General features: G+C 63.3%; 14 protein-coding genes. 11 read left to right on the forward strand and 3 right to left on the reverse strand.

Annotated elements, in window-relative coordinates:
* The first annotated feature begins 477 nt into the window (after positions 1–477).
* The gene (xylA, locus tag ABQZ00_RS22015; RefSeq protein ID WP_323539444.1) at positions 478–1,815 is read left to right on the forward strand and encodes a xylose isomerase; all 1,338 of its coding nucleotides are present in this window, start codon (positions 478–480) and stop codon (positions 1,813–1,815) included.
* A gap of 219 nt (positions 1,816–2,034) precedes the next feature.
* On the opposite strand, the gene ABQZ00_RS22020 is transcribed toward xylA, so the two are convergent.
* Complete coding sequence (locus tag ABQZ00_RS22020; RefSeq protein ID WP_323539479.1) at positions 2,035–3,054, reverse strand: LacI family DNA-binding transcriptional regulator; 1,020 nt, start codon at positions 3,052–3,054, stop codon at positions 2,035–2,037.
* Between ABQZ00_RS22020 and ABQZ00_RS22025 the strand changes: the two genes are divergently transcribed.
* The 7 genes from ABQZ00_RS22025 to ABQZ00_RS22055 all read left to right on the forward strand — a co-directional run bounded on the left by ABQZ00_RS22025 (position 2,996) and on the right by ABQZ00_RS22055 (position 14,663).
* Entirely contained in the window at positions 2,996–3,184 is a 189-nt protein-coding gene (locus tag ABQZ00_RS22025; protein ID WP_238692196.1) for a hypothetical protein, read from the forward strand. The two genes, ABQZ00_RS22020 and ABQZ00_RS22025, sit on opposite strands and share 59 nt — an antisense overlap.
* Before the next feature lie 79 nt (positions 3,185–3,263).
* On the forward strand, positions 3,264–5,465 hold the full coding sequence (locus tag ABQZ00_RS22030; protein WP_428848970.1) for an alpha-glucuronidase family glycosyl hydrolase: 2,202 nt from the start codon (positions 3,264–3,266) through the stop codon (positions 5,463–5,465).
* Positions 5,462–7,426, forward strand: a complete 1,965-nt coding sequence (locus ABQZ00_RS22035) for a sialate O-acetylesterase (RefSeq protein WP_115529308.1) — start codon at positions 5,462–5,464, stop codon at positions 7,424–7,426. The genes ABQZ00_RS22030 and ABQZ00_RS22035 overlap by 4 nt, the downstream gene beginning before the upstream one ends.
* Positions 7,427–7,437: 11 nt before the next feature.
* On the forward strand, positions 7,438–8,697 hold the full coding sequence (gene manD, locus ABQZ00_RS22040) for a D-mannonate dehydratase ManD (RefSeq protein ID WP_115529450.1): 1,260 nt from the start codon (positions 7,438–7,440) through the stop codon (positions 8,695–8,697).
* 20 nt (positions 8,698–8,717) lie between these two features.
* Positions 8,718–10,409 carry a glycoside hydrolase family 43 protein gene (locus ABQZ00_RS22045; RefSeq protein ID WP_323539480.1) on the forward strand — a complete coding sequence of 564 codons (1,692 nt, stop codon included), beginning with the start codon at positions 8,718–8,720 and terminating at the stop codon, positions 10,407–10,409.
* A 2-nt stretch (positions 10,410–10,411) separates the two neighbouring features.
* On the forward strand, positions 10,412–13,099 hold the full coding sequence (locus tag ABQZ00_RS22050) for a glycoside hydrolase family 3 protein (RefSeq protein ID WP_323539445.1): 2,688 nt from the start codon (positions 10,412–10,414) through the stop codon (positions 13,097–13,099).
* Between the two features lie 91 nt (positions 13,100–13,190).
* On the forward strand, positions 13,191–14,663 hold the full coding sequence (locus tag ABQZ00_RS22055; protein ID WP_323539446.1) for a mannitol dehydrogenase family protein: 1,473 nt from the start codon (positions 13,191–13,193) through the stop codon (positions 14,661–14,663).
* Positions 14,664–14,862: 199 nt separating this feature from the next.
* On the opposite strand, the gene ABQZ00_RS22060 is transcribed toward ABQZ00_RS22055, so the two are convergent.
* A complete protein-coding gene (locus tag ABQZ00_RS22060; protein ID WP_323539481.1) occupies positions 14,863–15,249 on the reverse strand; it encodes a bleomycin resistance protein in 387 nt (128 codons plus the stop codon).
* Between the two features lie 248 nt (positions 15,250–15,497).
* Here ABQZ00_RS22060 and ABQZ00_RS22065 point away from each other — a divergent pair, with 248 nt between their 5' ends.
* Entirely contained in the window at positions 15,498–16,601 is a 1,104-nt protein-coding gene (locus tag ABQZ00_RS22065) for a type I restriction endonuclease (RefSeq protein ID WP_055854722.1), read from the forward strand.
* 130 nt (positions 16,602–16,731) lie between these two features.
* Complete coding sequence (locus ABQZ00_RS22070) at positions 16,732–16,890, forward strand: DUF2256 domain-containing protein (RefSeq protein WP_104615202.1); 159 nt, start codon at positions 16,732–16,734, stop codon at positions 16,888–16,890.
* A gap of 237 nt (positions 16,891–17,127) precedes the next feature.
* Here ABQZ00_RS22070 and ABQZ00_RS22075 read toward each other — a convergent pair whose 3' ends face one another.
* Complete coding sequence (locus ABQZ00_RS22075) at positions 17,128–18,054, reverse strand: DNA-binding protein (RefSeq protein WP_323539489.1); 927 nt, start codon at positions 18,052–18,054, stop codon at positions 17,128–17,130.
* Positions 18,055–18,493: 439 nt separating this feature from the next.
* Between ABQZ00_RS22075 and ABQZ00_RS22080 the strand changes: the two genes are divergently transcribed.
* Complete coding sequence (locus tag ABQZ00_RS22080) at positions 18,494–19,534, forward strand: Kelch repeat-containing protein (RefSeq protein ID WP_503064308.1); 1,041 nt, start codon at positions 18,494–18,496, stop codon at positions 19,532–19,534.
* Positions 19,535–19,541 lie beyond the last annotated feature (7 nt).

The following is a 19,541-nucleotide window of genomic DNA, read 5'->3' on the forward strand; positions in this document are numbered from 1 at the left end:
CTGGTCCCCTCTCCTGCTGGTCCCCTCTCCTGCTGGTCCCCTCTCCTGCTGGTCCCCTCTCCTGCTGGTCCCCTCTCCTGCTGGTCCCCTCTCCCGCACGCGGGAGAGGGTGCCCGAAGGGCGGGTGAGGGCAGCACGCCAGCACATCACCGGCATCCCCACATCCGGCTGCCACGGAACAGTCCGCATCTCGCAGCGCAGCAAGCCTTTCGGCGACGGGCTGGGTAAAGTCCGCAGGACCGTTTCAACTGGGATCGGCATGACACCTTGGGCTTCGCTGTATGGCGCGGCTTTTTTCAGTCGGCTTTTTGGTAGCGCTAACATTTTTTGGGTTGCGAAGCAGAACACGCACGCACAGACCGACGGCATGTGCTGCAGCGACGCGACGCCACCGGCCGTTACGCCTTCCATGACTGCTGTGTGTCGATGCCATCCCTCTCCCCCCATGACGTCCCCCTTTCTGCAGGAGTCCATCCCATGAGCAACACCGTTTTCATCGGCGCGAAGGAATATTTCCCCGGCATCGGCAAGATCGGCTTCGAAGGCCGCGACTCAGATAACCCGCTCGCGTTCAAGGTCTATGACGCCAACAAGAAAATCGGCGACAAGACCATGGCCGAGCATCTGCGCTTTGCCGTGGCCTACTGGCACAGCTTCTGTGGCAACGGCGCCGATCCGTTCGGCCCGGGCACGCGCGCGTATCCGTGGGATGCGGGCAACACCGCGCTGGGTCGCGCCGAAGCCAAGGCCGACGCCGCGTTCGAATTCTTCACCAAGCTCGGCGTGCCGTATTACTGCTTCCACGACATCGACCTGTCGCCGGATGCCGACGACATCGGCGAATACGAAAGCAATCTCACCCACATGGTCGGCATCGCCAAGCAGCGCCAGGCCGACACCGGCATCAAGTTGCTGTGGGGCACCGCCAACCTGTTCTCGCACCCGCGTTACATGAATGGCGCATCCACCAACCCGGACTTCAATGTGGTGGCGCGTGCAGCGGTGCAGGTCAAGGCTGCGATCGATGCCACCGTGGAATTGGGCGGCGAAAACTACGTGTTCTGGGGCGGCCGCGAAGGCTATGCCTGCCTGCACAACACGCAGATGAAGCGCGAGCAGGACAACATGGCGCGCTTCCTCACCCTGGCACGCGATTACGGCCGCGCGATCGGCTTCAAAGGCAATTTCCTGATCGAGCCCAAGCCCATGGAGCCGATGAAGCACCAGTACGACTTCGACAGCGCCACGGTGATCGGCTTCCTGCGTCAGCATGGCCTGGACCAGGATTTCAAGCTCAATATCGAAGCCAACCACGCGACGTTGTCGGGCCACAGCTTCGAGCATGACCTGCAGGTGGCATCCGATGCCGGCCTGCTGGGCAGCATCGATGCCAACCGCGGCAACCCGCAGAACGGCTGGGATACCGACCAGTTCCCGACCGACCTGTACGACACCGTCGGCGCGATGCTGGTAGTGCTGCGGCAGGGCGGGCTTGCACCGGGCGGCTTGAACTTCGATGCCAAGGTGCGTCGCGAATCGTCCGACCCGCAAGACCTGTTCATGGCGCATATCGGCGGCATGGACGCGTTCGCACGCGGTCTGGAAGTGGCCAATGCGCTGCTGACATCCTCGCCGCTGGAAACCTGGCGCGCCGAGCGTTACGCCAGCTTCGACAGCGGCGCTGGTGCGGCGTTCGCCAATGGGTCCAGCACGCTGGTGGACGTGGCCAAGCATGCGGCCGGCAATCTGCCGACCCAGATCAGCGGCCGCCAGGAAGCCTACGAAAACCTGATCAATCAGTACCTGACGCGTTGATGTTTGCCATCGCACGCGCGTCGTATGACGCCGCGCTTGCACGGCAACTGCGTGCAGCGCCACTACGCGATGCACGTGACCGCGCGACGTATCGACATGGCTGACAACGTGGTGCTCTAGTCCGGGGATCACTGCACCGACAACCGCACAACACACGTGAGACATGCACACCCCAGCTAGCGCCCACCTTGCAGCGACACCGTGGTGCGCTAGCCGCTTTTACTCGGCCGGGCCGATTGCGATCGGTGCGGCTACCGAATCCCGCTTGACCAGCAGGTGCGCGACCACATGATCGACCATCTTCGACGTGCGTTCCTTGGCGCGAATCGTCTTCAACAAGATGTCCAGCGCGGCATCGGCCATGGCGGCGATGGGCTGCTGCACGGTGGTGAGTTCGGGCCAGACGGCGGTGGCGGCGGAGGTGTCGTCGAAGCCAACGACCGACAGATCGCGTGGCACGTCCAGCCCACGCCGATGCGCCACCGAGATGGCCGCAGCGGCCATGTCGTCGTTGCTGGCGAAGATCGCGCTGGGACGGCGCTTGCGGGCCAGCAGCTTTTCGGCCGCCAGCAAACCCGAGCGGTAGGTGTAGTCGCCCGGTTGCACCAGATGCTTGTCCAGACGCAGCCCGGCTTGCGCAAGCGCGGCCTGAAACCCTTCGAAACGCCGCGTGCTGGCCGACAGATTGGGATGTCCGGCGATGTAGCCGATGCGGGTATGCCCCTGCTCGATCAGATGCTCGGTGATCTCCTTGGCCGCAGCGAATTCATCGATGCGCACACAGGCCACGTCGGGACTGAAATGATTGGACGCGATCACCACCACCGGCACCTTGGCGCGCACCAGTTCCAGCACCGCAGCACGGGATTCGCACAACGGTGGCGGCAGGATCACCCCGGCCACACCCTTGGCGAGTTTGCGCGCGGCCTTGCGTTCGGCATCGGCGTCCAGGTCGTCCCAGCAATCAATCACCAGCTGGATCGAAGTGCGCGAGGCGACTCGCAGCACGCCCAGCAGCAACTCGCGCAGATACGCGCCGCTGGGGTCGCTGTAGATCAGCGCAATGCGCGTGCTCTGCGCAGCGGCCAGCGCACTTGCAGCGAGGTTGGGTGTGTAGCCGAGTTTGTCGACCGCACGCATCACGCGCTCGCGGGTGGCATCGCGCACGCTGCCGTTGTTGTTGACCACACGCGAAACGGTCATCGGCGACACCTTTGCCAGCGCCGCTACCTCGTCGATGGTGGTCGCGCGGCTGGTGCGGCGGACCGATTTCCTGACCTTCTCCAAGCGTGGCCTCTTCAAGTGCGAACGAACGTTGGCGGATGCATGCGTGTTGCTGCCGGTGCGCGTGCAGCGGGTGCGTGCATGAGGATGCACGTCATGGTACCGGGAAGCAGACAGAGCGGGGTGATGCGCGCAACCGCTGGTGCCGGATCGGAGCGTACGGCATGAGCGCTTGGCCGATGGGACGCACTCGCGCAAGCGTGCGTGCGTTGGCGCTGATGTGTCTGGTGCTGTTGGGTGCTGTGCTACTGCCGGCGGCACCGGTACAGGCCGAAGATGGCTACGAGTTATGGTTGCGCTACCAGACCGTACGCGACGCCGCGCAGTTGCAGGCAAGCGCACGGACCTTGGTGGTTGCCGGCGATTCGCCCACCCTGCATGCGGCGCGCGATGAGCTGGCGCGCGGCGTGCAGGGCTTGCTCGGCCACGCAGTGCAGAGCGCTGCCACGGTGACTGCCGATGGCGCACTCTTGCTCGGCGCCGCCAACGCACCGCAAATCGCTGCATTGCAGCTGAAAACCGGCGATCTGGGCCGTGAGGGGTATCTGATCCAGACGGTGCGCGTGGATGGACATCGTGCCACCGCCATCGTGGGCGGCAGCGATGTGGGTGCGTTGTATGGCGCCTTTCATTTCCTGCGCCTGCTGCAGACCGGCCAGCCGATCACCGCGCTGAACGTGCGCGAATCGCCGCGCTTGCAGCTGCGCATGCTCAACCATTGGGACAACCTGGATGGCGTGGTGGAGCGCGGCTATGCCGGTGCATCGTTGTGGAACTGGCAGACCCTGCCCGGCTACCTGGACCCGCGTTACACCGACTATGCGCGCGCCAACGCATCGCTGGGCATCAACGGAACCGTGCTCAACAACGTCAATGCCAAAGCCTGGAGCCTGACCCCGCAGTACCTGGACAAGGCCGCGGCGCTGGCCACGGTGTTTCGTCCGTACGGTATCCGCGTGTTTCTCAGCGCGCGCTTCAGTGCGCCGATCGAGATTGGCGGCCTGCGCACCGCCGATCCGCTGGACCCGCAGGTGCAGCAGTGGTGGCGGATCAAGGCCGACGAGATCTACGCACGCATTCCGGATTTTGGCGGGTTTCTGGTCAAGGCCAACTCCGAAGGTCAGCCCGGACCGCAGGATTACGGGCGCTCCCATGCCGATGGCGCAAACCTGTTGGCCGACGCGCTGGCGCCGCACGGCGGCGTGGTGATGTGGCGGGCGTTCGTGTATTCGCACGAGCAGCCGGACGACCGCGCCAAGCAGGCGTATAGCGAGTTTATCCCGCTCGACGGCGCCTTCCGCGACAACGTGATCGTGCAGGTCAAAAATGGCGCGATCGACTTTCAACCGCGCGAGCCGTTTCATCCGTTGTTCGGCGCGATGCACAAGACACCGCTGATGCCGGAGTTTCAGATCACCAAGGAGTACCTGGGCTTTTCCACCCATCTGGCATATCTGGGCACGCTGTTTGCCGAGACCCTGCAGGCCGATACCTATGCACGCGGCAAGGGCTCGACGGTGGCAAAAACGGTGGACGGCACGCTGTTCAACGCTGGCAAGCATCCGCGCCTCACCGGCATTGCCGGCGTGGCCAATATCGGGGCGGATCGCAACTGGAGCGGCTCGCTTTTCGATCAGGCCAACTGGTATGCCTACGGGCGGCTGGCGTGGAATCCGGCGCTGTCGCCAGAGGCCATCGCGCAGGACTGGGTGCGCATGACCCTGTCCAACGATCCTGCGGTGGTAACGCCGGTGGTCGGCATGATGCTGCGCTCGCGCGAGGCGGTGGTGGATTACATGACCCCGCTCGGGCTGCACCACCTGATGGGGCGCGGCCATCACTACGGGCCGGCGCCGTGGGATGCGGGCAGCGAGCGGCCGGATTGGGACCCGGTGTATTACCACCGCGCCGATCGCAACGGCATTGGCTTCGATCGCAGCGCCAGCGGCAGCAATGCGGTGGCGCAATACGCCGCCCCGGTAGCGCGTGTGTTCGGCGATGTGCAGCGCGTGCCCGAGCAGTCCCTGCTGTGGTTCCACCATGTGCCGTGGGACCGGCGCATGGGCTCCGGGCGGCCGCTGTGGGATGAGCTGGTGTGGCATTACGACCATGGCGTGGACGAAGTGCGTGCGATGCGTGCGACCTGGCAAGGCCTGGCAGGCAAGATCGATGCGCCGCGCTACCAGCAGGTGCGCGATTTTTTAGCCATCCAGCAGGACGAAGCACAGTGGTGGCGCGATGCCAGCATTGCCTATTTTCAGGGCGTCTCCGGGCGCACATTGCCGGCCGGCGTGGTACCGCCTGCGCATCCGCTGGCGTATTACCAGGCATTGAAATTTCCCTACGCACCAGGAAATCCGAAATGAGCGCGCGCGTGATGACGACCCTGGCGGTGCTGCTGTCTGCGGCGATGCTATCCAACGCTGCGCAAGCTGCCGATGCACCGTTGCTGCATGCGCTCTTTCAAGATCATGTGGTGTTGCAGCGCGATGCACCGATCAAGGTCTGGGGCGATGCGGCGCCCGGCGCACGCGTCACCGTGCAGCTGGATGCGCAGCAGGTGCAGGCACGCGCCGACCGTGATGGCCATTGGCAGGCGCGCCTGCCTGCACACGCGGCCGGTGGTCCGTACCGCTTGCAGGCGAGCACGCCCAACGGTGCGACGCAGCAGGTGAGCGATGTATTAATCGGCGATGTGTGGCTGTGTTCGGGCCAGTCGAACATGGAATTGCAGGTGCACCGCTCGCTGGATGCGCGCAGCGAAATTGCCGATGCCGATCACCCCAGCATCCGCATGTTCAAGGTCCCGGCGCAATCCAGCCCCACGCCACAGACACACTTCGGTGGCAACGCGGCCTGGCAGCTCACCACGCCGGAAACGGTGAAGGACTTTTCTGCGGCGTGTTACTACTTCGCGCGCGAATTGCAGAAGACCGTCGCGGTGCCGATGGGCTTGATCAACGCCTCGTGGGGCGGCTCGCAGATGCAGGCCTGGATCGGCGACAAGGCATTGCGTGCGGCAGGCGACAATGGTCCGGCGTTAGACGTGTTGGCCCGTTACGCCACCAGCCCGACCGATGCGGCGCCACGCTGGGGCACGTTGTGGGAAGCCTGGTGGCGTGCGCATGGCGACGGCACGCCATGGCAGCCGGATGCGCCGGGCACGTGGCAACCCGCCCCTGCGGCGCTGGGCGCATGGGACGACTGGGGCGTACCGCAGCTGGTCGGCTTCAACGGCATGGTCTGGTACCGCACCAGCATTGAGCTGACCGCAGCGCAGGCCGCTCAGCAAGCGACCCTGTTGCTGGGGCCGGTGGACGAGCTGGACCAGACCTGGGTCAATGGCACGGGCGTGGGCAGCAGCTACGGTGCCGACCAGCCGCGCCGCTACACGCTGCCGCGCGGCCACCTGCATGCCGGGCGCAACAGCATCGTGCTCAACGTGCTCAACACCTATCGCCGTGGTGGATTGCTGGGCGATGCGTCATCGCGTGCACTGCAGTTTGCCGATGGCAGCACGTTGCCGCTGGATGCGCCCTGGCAGTACCAGATCGTGTCGCCGCAACTGGGCACACCGCCACGCGCGCCGTGGTCGTCGGCGGCCGGGCTGACCACCTTATACAACGGCATGATCGCACCGCTTGGCCAGCTCGGGCTGCGTGGCGTGCTGTGGTATCAGGGCGAATCCAATGCCGGCGACGCGGTGCATTACCCGGCGCTGCTGCAGGCGTGGCAGCGCGACTGGCGTGCACGCTTCGGTGCGCAGCTGCCGCTGCTGGTTGTGCAGCTGGCCAATTACGGCGCGCCGCCCACCCAACCGGTGGAAAGCGGTTGGGCGCAGTTGCGCGAGGCGCAGCGCCGCTTCGTCGCCGACGATGCGCATGCCGGCCTGGCGGTGGCCATCGACATCGGCGACCGCTACGACATCCATCCGGCCAACAAGCAGGAACTTGCGCGGCGCCTGGCGCGTGCAGCGCGGCATGTGGTGTATGGCGAGACGATTGCGCCATCCGGCCCGGTGTCGCGCAGCGCACGTCGCGATGGCGGCAATATCCGCATCGCTTTCGATGACGTGGATGCGGCGTTGCTGAGTTATGGCAACGACGCGCCGATCGGTTTTGAAGTCTGCGCTGCGGCAGCCAACAGTTGCCGCTACACCAGCGCCACGCTGCAGGGCCGCGAGGTCAGCCTGCGCATTGCTTCCGGCATCACCGCGACGCGCGTGCGCTACTGCTGGGCCGACAGCCCAGTTTGCACGTTGTACGACCGCAGCGGCCTGCCCGCCGGCCCGTTCGAACTTCCCATCACTACCGCCTCTTCCCCATGAGCGAGACCACGATGTCACAGACCCCCGACTCCCCTGCTCCGCTGCAAGGCTCGGCCCGCGATCGCGAGATCGTCGAGGCGCGCGTCATCGTCACCTGCCCGGGCCGCAACTTCGTCACCTTGAAGATCCGCACCCGCTCGGGCATCACCGGGCTGGGCGATGCCACGCTCAATGGCCGCGAACTGGCGGTGGCGGCGTATCTGCAGGAACACCTGGTGCCCAACCTGATCGGCCGCGACGCCGGCCGCATCGAAGACATCTGGCAGTTCTTCTATCGCGGCGCGTATTGGCGCCGTGGCCCGGTGACGATGAGCGCGATTGCCGCGGTGGACGTGGCGCTGTGGGACATCCTGGGCAAGATGGCCGGCATGCCGCTGTACCAGCTGCTTGGCGGGCGCTCGCGCGAAGGTGCGCTGGTCTACGGCCACGCCAACGGCCGCGATATCGCCGAAACCAGCGACGAAGTGGGCCGTTTCCGCGAGATGGGCTTTATCGCCATCCGCGCGCAGTGCGGCGTGCCGGGCATCAAGAAGACCTATGGCATTTCCAGCGGCGGCAAGCCCTACGAGCCGGCCGAAAGCGAACTGCCCACCGAAACCGTGTGGTCCACGCCGCGCTATCTCGGCGTGGTGCCAAAACTGTTCGAGCAACTGCGCAACGACCACGGCGATGAAATCGAATTGCTGCACGATGCGCATCACCGGCTCACACCGATCGAAGCCGCACGCCTGGGCCGCGACCTGGAGCCATACCGGCTGTTCTGGCTGGAAGATGCCACGCCGGCGGAAAACCAGCGCGCCTTCGAGATCATTCGCCAGCACACCGTGACGCCGCTGGCGGTGGGCGAAGTGTTCAATTCGATCTGGGACTGCAAGCACCTGATCGAGCAGCAACTGATCGACTACATCCGCACCACGATTGTCCACGCCGGCGGCATCACCCATGTGCGGCGGCTGGCAGATTTTGCCGCCCTGCATCAGGTGCGTACCGGCTTCCACGGCGCCACCGATCTGTCGCCGGTGTGCATGGGCGCGGCGTTGCACTTCGATACCTGGGTGCCCAACTTCGGCATCCAGGAATACATGTTCCATTCCGACGAAGCCAATGCGGTGTTCCCGCACGACTACGTGTTCCGCGACGGGCGCCTGCATTGCGGCGAAACCCCAGGGCATGGCGTGGACATCGACGAAGAACTCGCCGCCAAGTATCCCTATGTGCCCAAGCAGTTGCCGATTGCACGCCTGGAAGACGGCGCGATGTGGGACTGGTGATGCGCCTGTTGCCGGCAGCGCTGAGCTTGCTGATGGCAGCGCTTGCGCCTGGTGTGGCGCAGGCGCAGGCCAGCGCCGCTATCACTGCCGATGTTGCCTTCGATTGGTTCGATTATCGCGGCGACGATGCGGTGTTCGCCACGCCGCTGGCAGCTGGTCAGTACCGCAACCCGATCCTGGCCGGCTTCTATCCGGACCCCAGCATCACCCGCGTGGGCGAGCGCTATTACCTGATCAATTCCACGTTTGCGTATTTTCCGGCGATTCCGGTGTTCGAGAGCCGCGATCTGGTGCACTGGACGCAGATCGGCAATGTGGTCGAGCGTGCCGACCAGCTCGACTACGACGGCCTGGGCGTCTCGCGCGGCATGTTCGCCGCCAGCATTCGGCATCACGACGGGCGCTTCTACGTGGTGGGCACGTCGGTGGACAGCGGCGGCAATTTCATCGCCAGCGCCGAGCGCGCGTCCGGCCCCTGGTCGGCGCTCACATGGCTGCCGAGCATCGATGGCATCGACCCGTCGTTGTTCTTCGACACCGACGGCAGCGCGTATTTGCTCAACAACGGCCCACCGGAAGGTACACCGTTGTACGAAGGCCACCGCGCGATCTGGATGCAGCGCTTCGACATCGCCACCAATCAGTCCACCGGCCCGCGCAAGGTGCTGCTCAACGGTGGCGTTGACCTGGCCAGCAAGCCGATCTGGATCGAAGGCCCGCACCTGTATCAACGCGACGGCTGGTACTACCTGTCGTGCGCCGAAGGCGGCACCGGGCCGCAACATTCGCAGGTGGTGCTGCGCAGCCGCAACGTATGGGGGCCGTATGCGCCCTCGCCGCACAACCCCATCCTCACCCAGCGCGACCTGCCCGCCGAGCGTGCGCATCCGGTCAGCAATGCCGGTCATGCCGATTTTGTCGAAGCTCCCGACGGACAATGGTGGGCGGTGTTTCTGGCCAGCCGGCCGTACTCCGGCGAGCGCTACAACACCGGGCGCGAAACGTTCTTGTTGCCGGTGCAATGGCGCGATGGCTGGCCGTCGATCCTGCCCGCGGGCACACCGATTCCTTCCATCGCCAACGCACCTGCAGGGGCAAGGTCGCCTGTCGACCAGGCGCCGCTGTCGGGCAACTTCACCTGGCACGACGACTTCACTGCCGCCACCTTGCAACGCGAATGGCTCAGCTTGCGCGTACCCAAACGCGCGGTGGCCGATACGCAGGCACGCGCCGGTTGGTTGACCCTGCATGCAACTGAGCAGGGCCTCGAGGGCAGCGGCACGGCTGCGTTTGTTGCGCGTCGCCAGCAACACGCCCGCTTTCATGCCAGCACCGCGCTGGCGGTGCCTACGCAGGCCGGCGTGCTGGCCGGGCTGGCCGCGTTCCAGAACGCCAACGCGTGGTATGCGCTAGGCGTGCGCCGCGACGGCGCTGCAGTGGAAGTGTTTGTCGACAAGCGCGCCGGCGCCACCACCACCACGCTGGCGCGCACCCGCATCCCGGCCACCACCACGCAGCTGCGTCTGCAGATCAGTGGCGATGGTGGCGCGTACAGCTTCGACTACGACGCCACCGGCGCCGGCTGGCAATCGCTGCGCCGCGACGACGACGCCAGCATGCTCAGCACCGCACAGGCCGGCGGTTTCGTCGGCAGCATGATCGGGCCCTTCGCCCGGTTGGAATTGGAACAGGACCGCACCAAGGAGGACTGACCATGCTTTCGCACTCTGCCCGTTTAACCACCGGCCCACGCCGCGCCCTGGCCGCCGGCCTGCTGCTGGCGATTGCCGTCGCAAGCACCACCACCCAGGCGGCCACACCGCCGCCGTATCTGGACACCCAACTGCCGTTCGAGACACGCGCCGCCGATCTGGTGTCGCGCATGACGCTGGACGAAAAAGCCGCGCAGATGCAGAACGCCGCGCCGGCCATCCCGCGCCTGCAGGTGCCCGCCTACGATTGGTGGAACGAAGCGCTGCACGGCGTGGCGCGCGCCGGTGGCGCCACGGTGTTTCCGCAGGCGATCGGGCTGGCCGCCACCTTCGACACCCCGCTAATGGCCGAAGTGGCCACCGCCATCAGCGACGAAGCGCGCGCCAAACATCACGCCTTTCTAGCGCGCGGCGAGCACAAGCGCTACCAAGGGCTCACGTTCTGGTCGCCCAACATCAACATCTTCCGCGACCCACGCTGGGGCCGCGGCCAGGAAACTTACGGCGAAGACCCGTTTCTCACCGCGCGCATGGGCGTGACCTTCGTGCAAGGCCTGCAGGCGCAGCAGGGCGCATATCGCAAGCTCGATGCCACCGCCAAGCACTACGCGGTGCACAGCGGCCCGGAAGCCGACCGCCACCACTTCGATGTGCATCCCAGCGAACGCGATCTGTATGAGACCTACCTGCCCGCATTTCAGGCCTTGGTGCAGGAAGGCCACGTGGCCGCGGTGATGGGCGCCTACAACCGCGTCAACGGCGAGTCCGCCTCGGCCAGCACGCGGCTGGAAGGCATCCTGCGCAACGACTGGGGCTTCGATGGCTATATCGTCAGCGACTGCGCGGCGATCCGCGACATCTGGCAGAACCACAAGATCGTGCCCACGCCAGAGGCTGCTGCCGCATTGGGCGTCAAACATGGCACCGACCTGGATTGTGGCGACACCTATGCGGCATTGCCCAAGGCAGTGCGCGCCGGGTTGATCGACGAAGCCACCATCGATACCTCGCTCAAGCGCTTGATGACCACGCGCATGCGCTTGGGGATGTTCGACCCACCGGCCAAGGTGCCCTGGGCGCAGATTCCCGCATCGGCCAATCAATCGCCGCAGCACGATGCACTGGCACGCCGCACCGCGCGCGAATCGCTGGTACTGCTGAAAAACAATGGCCTGCTGCCGCTCAAATCCACGCTCAAACGCATCGCCGTGGTCGGCCCCACCGCCGATGACCCGATGTCGCTGCTGGGCAATTACTACGGCACGCCTGCCGCGCCGGTCACCATCCTGCAGGGTATTCGCGATGCGGCGCCACAGGCGCAGGTGGTGTATGCGCGCGGCAGCGATCTGGTGGAAGGACGCGAAGACCCCAATGCCGCCGCGCCGATCGACGCGCGCTATCTGCGTCCAGCCGCCGATGCCAAACAAAACGGATTGACCGGTGAATACTTCAAGGGACGTAGCTTGGCCGGGCAACCGGTGCTGACCCGCATCGACCCGCGCATTGCGTTCCGCTGGGACCGCAATGCGCCGACCGACGATGCGCTGGGCCGTGGCGAACTGCAGCCCGGGCAGGCCTTGGAGAAAGACGATTTCAGCGTGCGTTGGCACGGCCAGCTGTTGCCGCCGGTCAGCGGCGATTACGAACTGCAGATCGCCGCCGATGACGGCGTGCGGCTATCGCTGGATGGCAAGTTGCTGATCGACCAGTGGAGCGATGCACCGCGCATGCGCAGCGGCAACGCCAGCGTGCACCTGGAAGCCGGCAAGGCCTACGACCTGCGCGTGGAGTATTACGAAGCCACCCGCGATGCGGGGGTGCGTCTGGCCTGGCGCATGCCCGGCGCCAAGCCACCGTTGCAGGAAGCCGTGGACGCCGCGCGCAATGCGGAGGTGGTGGTCTTCGTCGGCGGGCTCACTGGCGATGTCGAAGGCGAAGAGATGGACGTCAACTACCCCGGCTTTGCCGGTGGCGACCGCACCGACACGCGCCTGCCCAAACCGCAACGTGACTTACTGCAGGCATTGCAGGCCACCGGCACGCCGGTGGTGATGGTGCTGACCACCGGCTCGGCACTGGCCATCGATTGGGCGCAGCAACACATTCCCGCAATTCTGCTGGCCTGGTATCCCGGCCAACGCGGCGGCAGCGCGGTGGGCGATGTGTTGTTTGGTCAAGCCAATCCCGGCGGTCGCCTGCCGATCACGTTCTACAAGGAAAACGAGCGCTTGCCGGCCTTCGATGATTACGCCATGCGCGGCCGCACCTATCGCTATTTCAACGGCACACCGCTGTACCCGTTCGGCCATGGCCTGTCGTACACGCAATTTGCGTATTCGAACCTGCGCCTGGATCGCAACACCGTCGCAGCCGCTGGCACGCTACGCGCCAGCATGACCCTGAAAAACACCGGCCAACGTGCGGGCGACGAAGTGGTGCAGCTCTACCTGCACCCACTCGCACCACAACGCGAACGTGCCGGCAAGGAGCTGCGTGGCTTCCAGCGCATCACCCTGCAACCGGGCGAACACCGCGAGGTGAGCTTCACCATCACCCCACAGACCGACCTGCGTATCTACGACGAGCAGCGCAAGTCGTACGCCGTGGATCCGGGCACGTATGAAGTGCAGATTGGTGCCTCCAGCAGCGACATCCGCGCCAAAAAAGCCTTCACCATCGACAAAAAGTAAAGCATTCGCCCCTCTTCCACCGGGAGAGGGGTTGGGGTGAGGGTACGGCCCCAAGCACCTTCACCAGGCAAGAATTTTCGCAGAAACCCATATGCCAACGCCACGCTTGTCACGCAGTACACTCGCCGCCCTGCCACCCACCGTGATCATGCCCGGCTACGACACTGCAGCCACCACCATCGGTATCGTGCATCTGGGCGCTGGCGCTTTTTTTCGCGCGCATCAGGCGGTCTACATCGATGACCTGCTTGCCACCGACCCAAGTTGGGCGATCAGCGCCGTCTCGTTGCACAGCCCACAGGTGCGCGACGCCCTGCGTCCGCAGGATGGTCTCTACACACTCGCCCTGCTCGACGAGACGCCTCAGCTGCGCGTCATCGGCTCCATTCGCGAAGTGTTGTGCGCTGCGGACGAACACGCCGCCGTGCTCGCACGCCTCGCCGACCCAGCGGTGCGCCTGGTCACGCTCACCATCACCGAAAAAGGCTACTGCCTGGCCGGCGATACGTTGGATCTGAGTCACCCCGATATCGTGCACGACATCGCCAGCCCCGCCACACCCCGCAGCGCCATCGGCTATCTGGTGGCCGGCCTGCAGCAGCGCATGCAGCGTGGCATCGCACCGTTCACCGCGCTGAGTTGCGACAACCTGGCCGATAACGGCAGCCTGCTGCGTCGCGCGGTAGTGACGCTTGCAGGCCAGCACGATCCCGCGCTTGCGGCCTGGATCGACCAGCACGTCAGCTTTCCGCGCTCGATGGTCGACAGCATCACCCCTGCCACCGACGATGCGGTGCGCCAGCAGGTACAAACACAACTCGGTCAGTCCGACGCATGGCCTATCCAGCGCGAGCGTTACACCCAGTGGGTTGTCGAAGATCGCTTTTGCAATGGACGTCCTGCGCTGGAGCGCGCCGGTGTCGTGCTGAGCGACGACATCGCCGGTTACGCGCGCGCCAAGCTGCGCCTGCTCAACGCCCCGCATTCCGCGCTCGCCTACCTCGGCAGTTTGCTGGAGCGCGACACCGTGGCCGACGCCATGCGTCAGCCGCCACTGGCAGCTTTTGTCGAAACACTGATGCGCGAGGACATCGCCCCCACCCTGCAGCCCATGCCGGGCTTCGACGCGCAGCGCTACAGCGATGCCATCCTTGCGCGGTTCCGCAATCCCGCCATCCGCCATCTATTGGCACAGATCGCCTGGGACGGCTCACAAAAAGTTCCCGTGCGGCTGCTCTCCACGATCGGCGACGCGCTCGCTGCAGGCCAACAGATCGACCGCCTCTGCCTGCCGCTGGCCGCGTGGCTGCAGTTCGTTCGCAGGCAGGCGCATACCGGCATCGCGCTGATCGATCCCTTGAGCGAGGTGCTCAGCGCGCTGGGACGCGAAGCGACCGGCGATGCCGGCCATGACATCGCCTTGTTTCTCAAGCTGGATGCCGTGTTCGCACCGTTGTCTGCAGATGTGCGGTTTTCTTCAGCGCTGACCACCGCGTATGCCGCGCTGGGTACCGCGACGCCGCACGACGTGGAGAAAGCGCTTGTCGCGATGCGTGTTGTCTAGCGGATGCTCAGGGCGCCATTTCGGCCAGCGATATGTCGGCCATCGATTTGAAAGCGCTGCGATGCGCAATGCGCCACTGCATGACGCGATGGCAGATCAGCGGGCATGCAGTCTGACGCGGCACCAGCGTCAGCATTGCCGTCGAGCGCTGTCGACGGGAGTCGAATCCGATGCTCCAGCGTCGTCAATCCCTGCCCGGTTACCCGTCTGCAATGACCTGACCAATCCGCAGCAGATTGCCGCTCTCATCCACAATCGCAAACTCGCGCATCCCCCAAGGTTTGTCGCCCACCGGGTCGATCCGCGGAATGCCGCGCTGCGGAAGTGCCGCCGACTGCATCGCCGCGTAGATCTCATCTACATCACCCACCCGCAGATAGCACCCCGCATAACAAGCAGCCGGGTCGAGATCCGGATGCGCAAAGAAATGCAGCTCCACAGCGCCACGCCGCATAATCGCGTATCCCGCATCATGCGGATGCGCATCGCCCTCAAACCCGAGCTGCCGATAGAACGCCAGCGTCTGCGCAATCGAGCGGCTGGGCAGGATTGGGATGGTTTGGTCATGCTCTGAAAGCTGGATCATGATTTGCTCTTTCATGACGCAATTGGACACCACCAAAGACTACACCGCCAGCAACTGACATAACGACAGGGCTGCTGACAATGTCAGGCATCTCAGGAGCACAGCTACTCAATAGAGAAGGGTCGAGCGATCACTCTTTGTGAGAGCGGTAAAGAACTAAGCGACCTCATCTATTAAAAGTTGGCGACTTCCCATGTCAACGCAGGCTGTGGTAGAAGACAAAAACAACGGGGAACGGAGCAAGCCACATGGATTTTGTTGATCAATTACGTGTTCTGGCAACGCGCATAAGCACAACACGAGCATTGATTCAGACAGAAGAAGCCACCAAGAATGCCATGGTGATGCCTCTTATACAGATTTTAGGTTACAACGTTTTTGATCCCCTAGAAGTCACACCGGAAATCGTAGCTGACGTTGGAACGAAGAAGGGAGAGAAAGTAGATTACGCAATTCTTCGTGATGGAAAACCCATCATTTTATTTGAATGCAAGAAAGCTGGAGCAGAGTTAAGCATTAATCACGCCAGTCAACTTTTCCGCTATTTCCACGTTACTGCAGCACGTTTTGGAGTGCTTACAAACGGTTTGGTCTATCGGTTCTTTACGGACCTGGAGCAGCCGAACAAGATGGATGAAAAGCCATTCTTCGAATTCAACGTGCTGGACTTCAAGGATCGCGACGTTGAAGAACTGAAGAAATTTGCCAAGTCAGCTTTCGATCTTGACACAATCCTGACGACCGCCAACGAATTAAAGTACACGCGAGCCATTCAGACACGACTTGCGGAATTGATGCATCAGCCAACCGAAGATTTCGTCAAACTGGTCTCAGCTGAGCTTATTGGAAGTCGACGTTTCACACCTGCCATACGAGAACAGTTCACAACCATTACACGCAGAGCCTTTGAGCAGCTTGTCAGCGAAAGGATCAATGAAAGACTGAAGGGTGCGATGGCGCCCGAGGCAATTTCTATCAATGAGCACACTCCAACTATTGTTCCCGAGCAGGCTGCATCGGCAGCATCAAACCTTTCGTCTGACGCCATGGTAGTTACCACTCCAGAGGAAATCGAGGGATTTCATGTTGTCCGCGCCATCGTGCGTGAACTCGTGCCTGGAAAGCGAGTCTTCATGAGAGATGCACAAAGCTATTGCGCAGTTCTTCTTGACGATAACAACCGAAAACCTATTTGCAGACTCCGCTTCAATAATCTTCAAAAGTTGCGGATTGGCGTATTCAATCAGAATAAGGAGGAGGAACAGATCGATATCAGCTCGATTGATGATATTTATGGTCTAGCCGACAGGATCAAGGAAGCGGTTGTTGCTTATCTACCACAAGAGGCGTAGTTGCTCCTTTGAGGAGGTCGACACCTCTCTTAATTCATCTACCTTCCTCAGGCTCCGCTAGCAAATTTTTTGTGGACCTGTGACATGCTTGACCTCCGTTTTCACCAGGACATGCGTTACCACCATCGCCATGGCAATGCGCAAAAAGCAGGATTTGCCGGAGAAGGTTTGCGTGCAATGCGGGCGGCCATTCCGTTGGCGCAAGAAGTGGGAGAAGGTCTGGGACGAGGTGAAGTACTGCTCGGACCGATGCCGCGGCGATAGCAAGCGGCACCGACCCGCCCCGTAGCGAAGCTGGCCTACCGCTAGCGTCGTCGGCGAACAGGCAGGGTCGGTGCTCGGATCGGTATGCCGCATACGTCCGCTGAAGTTGCGCCGCGCCGTACCCGCCACTAATGCCCAGATGACGATTGCTGGCAACGCTTGCCGGCCGCCTGGCTTGATAAGGCCGCAACGCTACTCTGCTGCGGCCACGCTTCTGACGCTGACGCAGCGTGACCCGATGGCGGATATCCGCTGGCTTTTGCTATTTCTTTGCCACCGCTTTCTTCGTGGTGCCCGACTTAGTCGCACGCTTGGTGCTGCTGCGCTTGCTAGCCACTGCCATATTGTCGACCAGGTTCGGATACGGCCGGCCGGCTGCCTTGGCGCGCTTTTTGGCTTTGGCTTTCTGGGTAGAGGACAGCGACGTTGAGGCCGACTTTTTGACCGGATTGGGCTTGGTCCAAGGCGCGGCCTTTTTCGTGCCGCTCGTCTTTGCACTACGCGCAGTACCACGTTTCTTTGCAACGCTGTTGCGAGTGTCAGCCTTCTTGGTCGCCACCTTCTTTGATGCTGTCTTCTTGCTAGCTGTCTTCTTGCTGGCTGTCTTCTTGCTGGCTGTCTTCTTGCTTGATTTCCTTGCAACCCTCCTCACGACAGAATCCGCGTCGCTCTTTTTGCCGGCTGCTTTTTTACTCGCCGTCGTTTTAGCGGTGGCCTTCTTCGCTACGGCCTTCTTGCCGGTCTTTTTAGGTGCGCCTTTCTTGGCTGCGCTTGTCTTGGTCGCCGCCTTCTTGCCTCCGGCAGCGGTACCGCTGGTGCTCCGCTTCGATGGGGTGGCCGTCTTGGTGGTGGCTTGCGCGTCCAGCTGTCGCAACATCCGCTCTGCCCAGCGTTGCCCGGCATCGCCGCCCCACAACAGCCAGGCGATGTACCCGACCGAAGGTGCCTTGGCATCTGCCCACCCCTTGCCCTGCTTGTCCACGTTGTGACGTGCGAAGTAAGAATGCATGCGCCGTATCGTCTGTGCAGATAGCGACTTCTGCGCGGACAGATCGCGTGCCCGCGCCACACCAATCGCGGTGCCGCCACGCCCATGCTGCTCGCGCAGCTTCAGGCCGCGTGCCGCCGCCTGCACGACATTCTTTGGCGGTGAGAGATCAACCGTGTGCGTCGTAGCAGTGCGCGCCATGCGAAGAGTCCTGACAGGAAGCGTGACCGGTAGTGTTCGCATCCGCGATGCAGCCTACGTGAAGACGTGTAGCGGTCGATTCTCGTTGACCTGTCTGTGCTGCATGCGCTGCAGCGACTGCCCGCGCAACGCCAATCAACTAATCGTCGAAGAATGACGCGTACTCCTCGGTGCCATACGTCGATGCTGCACGATGACCCAGCAGATCAGCCAATGATTGCCACAAGCCTGCGGTGCACCGCGTATGTCGTCGATTGAATGGCAGCCGCCTGAAGCGGCGATGCGAACACGCGCTGCTGCATGCTCGCGAAAGACTGACCACCTCGAATTGTTCATCGAACCGCGATTGATCATCTATGGATCAGCCTGCTCGCAGCGAAGACGTGGCATCGTCGTGCCGATACACTCGATCACACGTTGTCATCAGAGGGAACATGCCTTGAAACTGTCAGCACTCGCCGTCATCACCGCCGTCGCGTTCGCCGCGCCGCTCCTTGCACTGCCGGTCGAGGACGCGTGTGCTGTAGAGCGGGCATCGCACGATCAGATAGTTGCAGGCGAGAGCTGGAAACAGATCCACGCCGACAGCCCACCGCATGCACGTCACGAGAACAGCATGGTGGCCATCGGCGAGCGGTTGTATCTGATCGGCGGGCGCGACCAGCGGCCCTTGGATATCTTAGACACCCGAACGCGTCGCTGGTCGCAAGGAAGTGCGCCACCGCTGATGGTGAGCCACGCGCAAGCAGTGGTGGTGTCGGGCAAGCTGTATTTTGTAGGCGGATTTACCGGCGATTACCCGGAGGAAGCCTCGCTGACCCACATGCTGATCTACGATCCGCAGGCCGACACCTGGCAGGTGGGGCCAGAGATTCCCGCACACCGTCGGCGTGGCGCGGCAGGCGCAGTTGCGCATGAGGGCGTGCTGTATCTGGTGGGCGGCAACACGCGCGGGCACATGAGCGGCTATGTGCCGTGGCTCGACGCCTTCGATACCAAGACCCAGCAGTGGACGCAGCTGGCCGACGCCCCGCACGCACGCGACCATTTTCATGCGGCAGTGATCGACGGCAAGCTGTATGCCGCCGGTGGGCGCAGGTCCGCGCATGAAAGCGGCAACACCCTGGCGCAGACGATTCCGGAAGTGGACATCTACGATATTCAACGCGGCACATGGTCAGTCGCGCCGGCGGCCTTACCGACACAGCGTGCGGGCACCGCCGCCATCGTGCGCAATGGCCAGCTGCTGATCATCGGTGGCGAGAGCATGCGTCAGGTCAAAGCGCACGACGAGGTAGAAGCCTACGACCCGGCTAAATCTACTTGGACAGCGCTGGCCGCACTCCCGCAAGGGCGTCACGGCACCCAGGCCGCAGCAGTCGGCGACGATCTCTACATCGTTGCGGGCAGCGGCAACCGGGGTGGTGGGCCGGAGCTGGATGATGTGTTGATGTTGGGTGACGCGGAAGCCATGCGCTAAGCAGTGT

It is taken from the genome of Xanthomonas sp. WHRI 10204, from assembly GCF_040202875.1.
In the GTDB taxonomy this organism is placed as follows: Bacteria; Pseudomonadota; Gammaproteobacteria; order Xanthomonadales; family Xanthomonadaceae; genus Xanthomonas.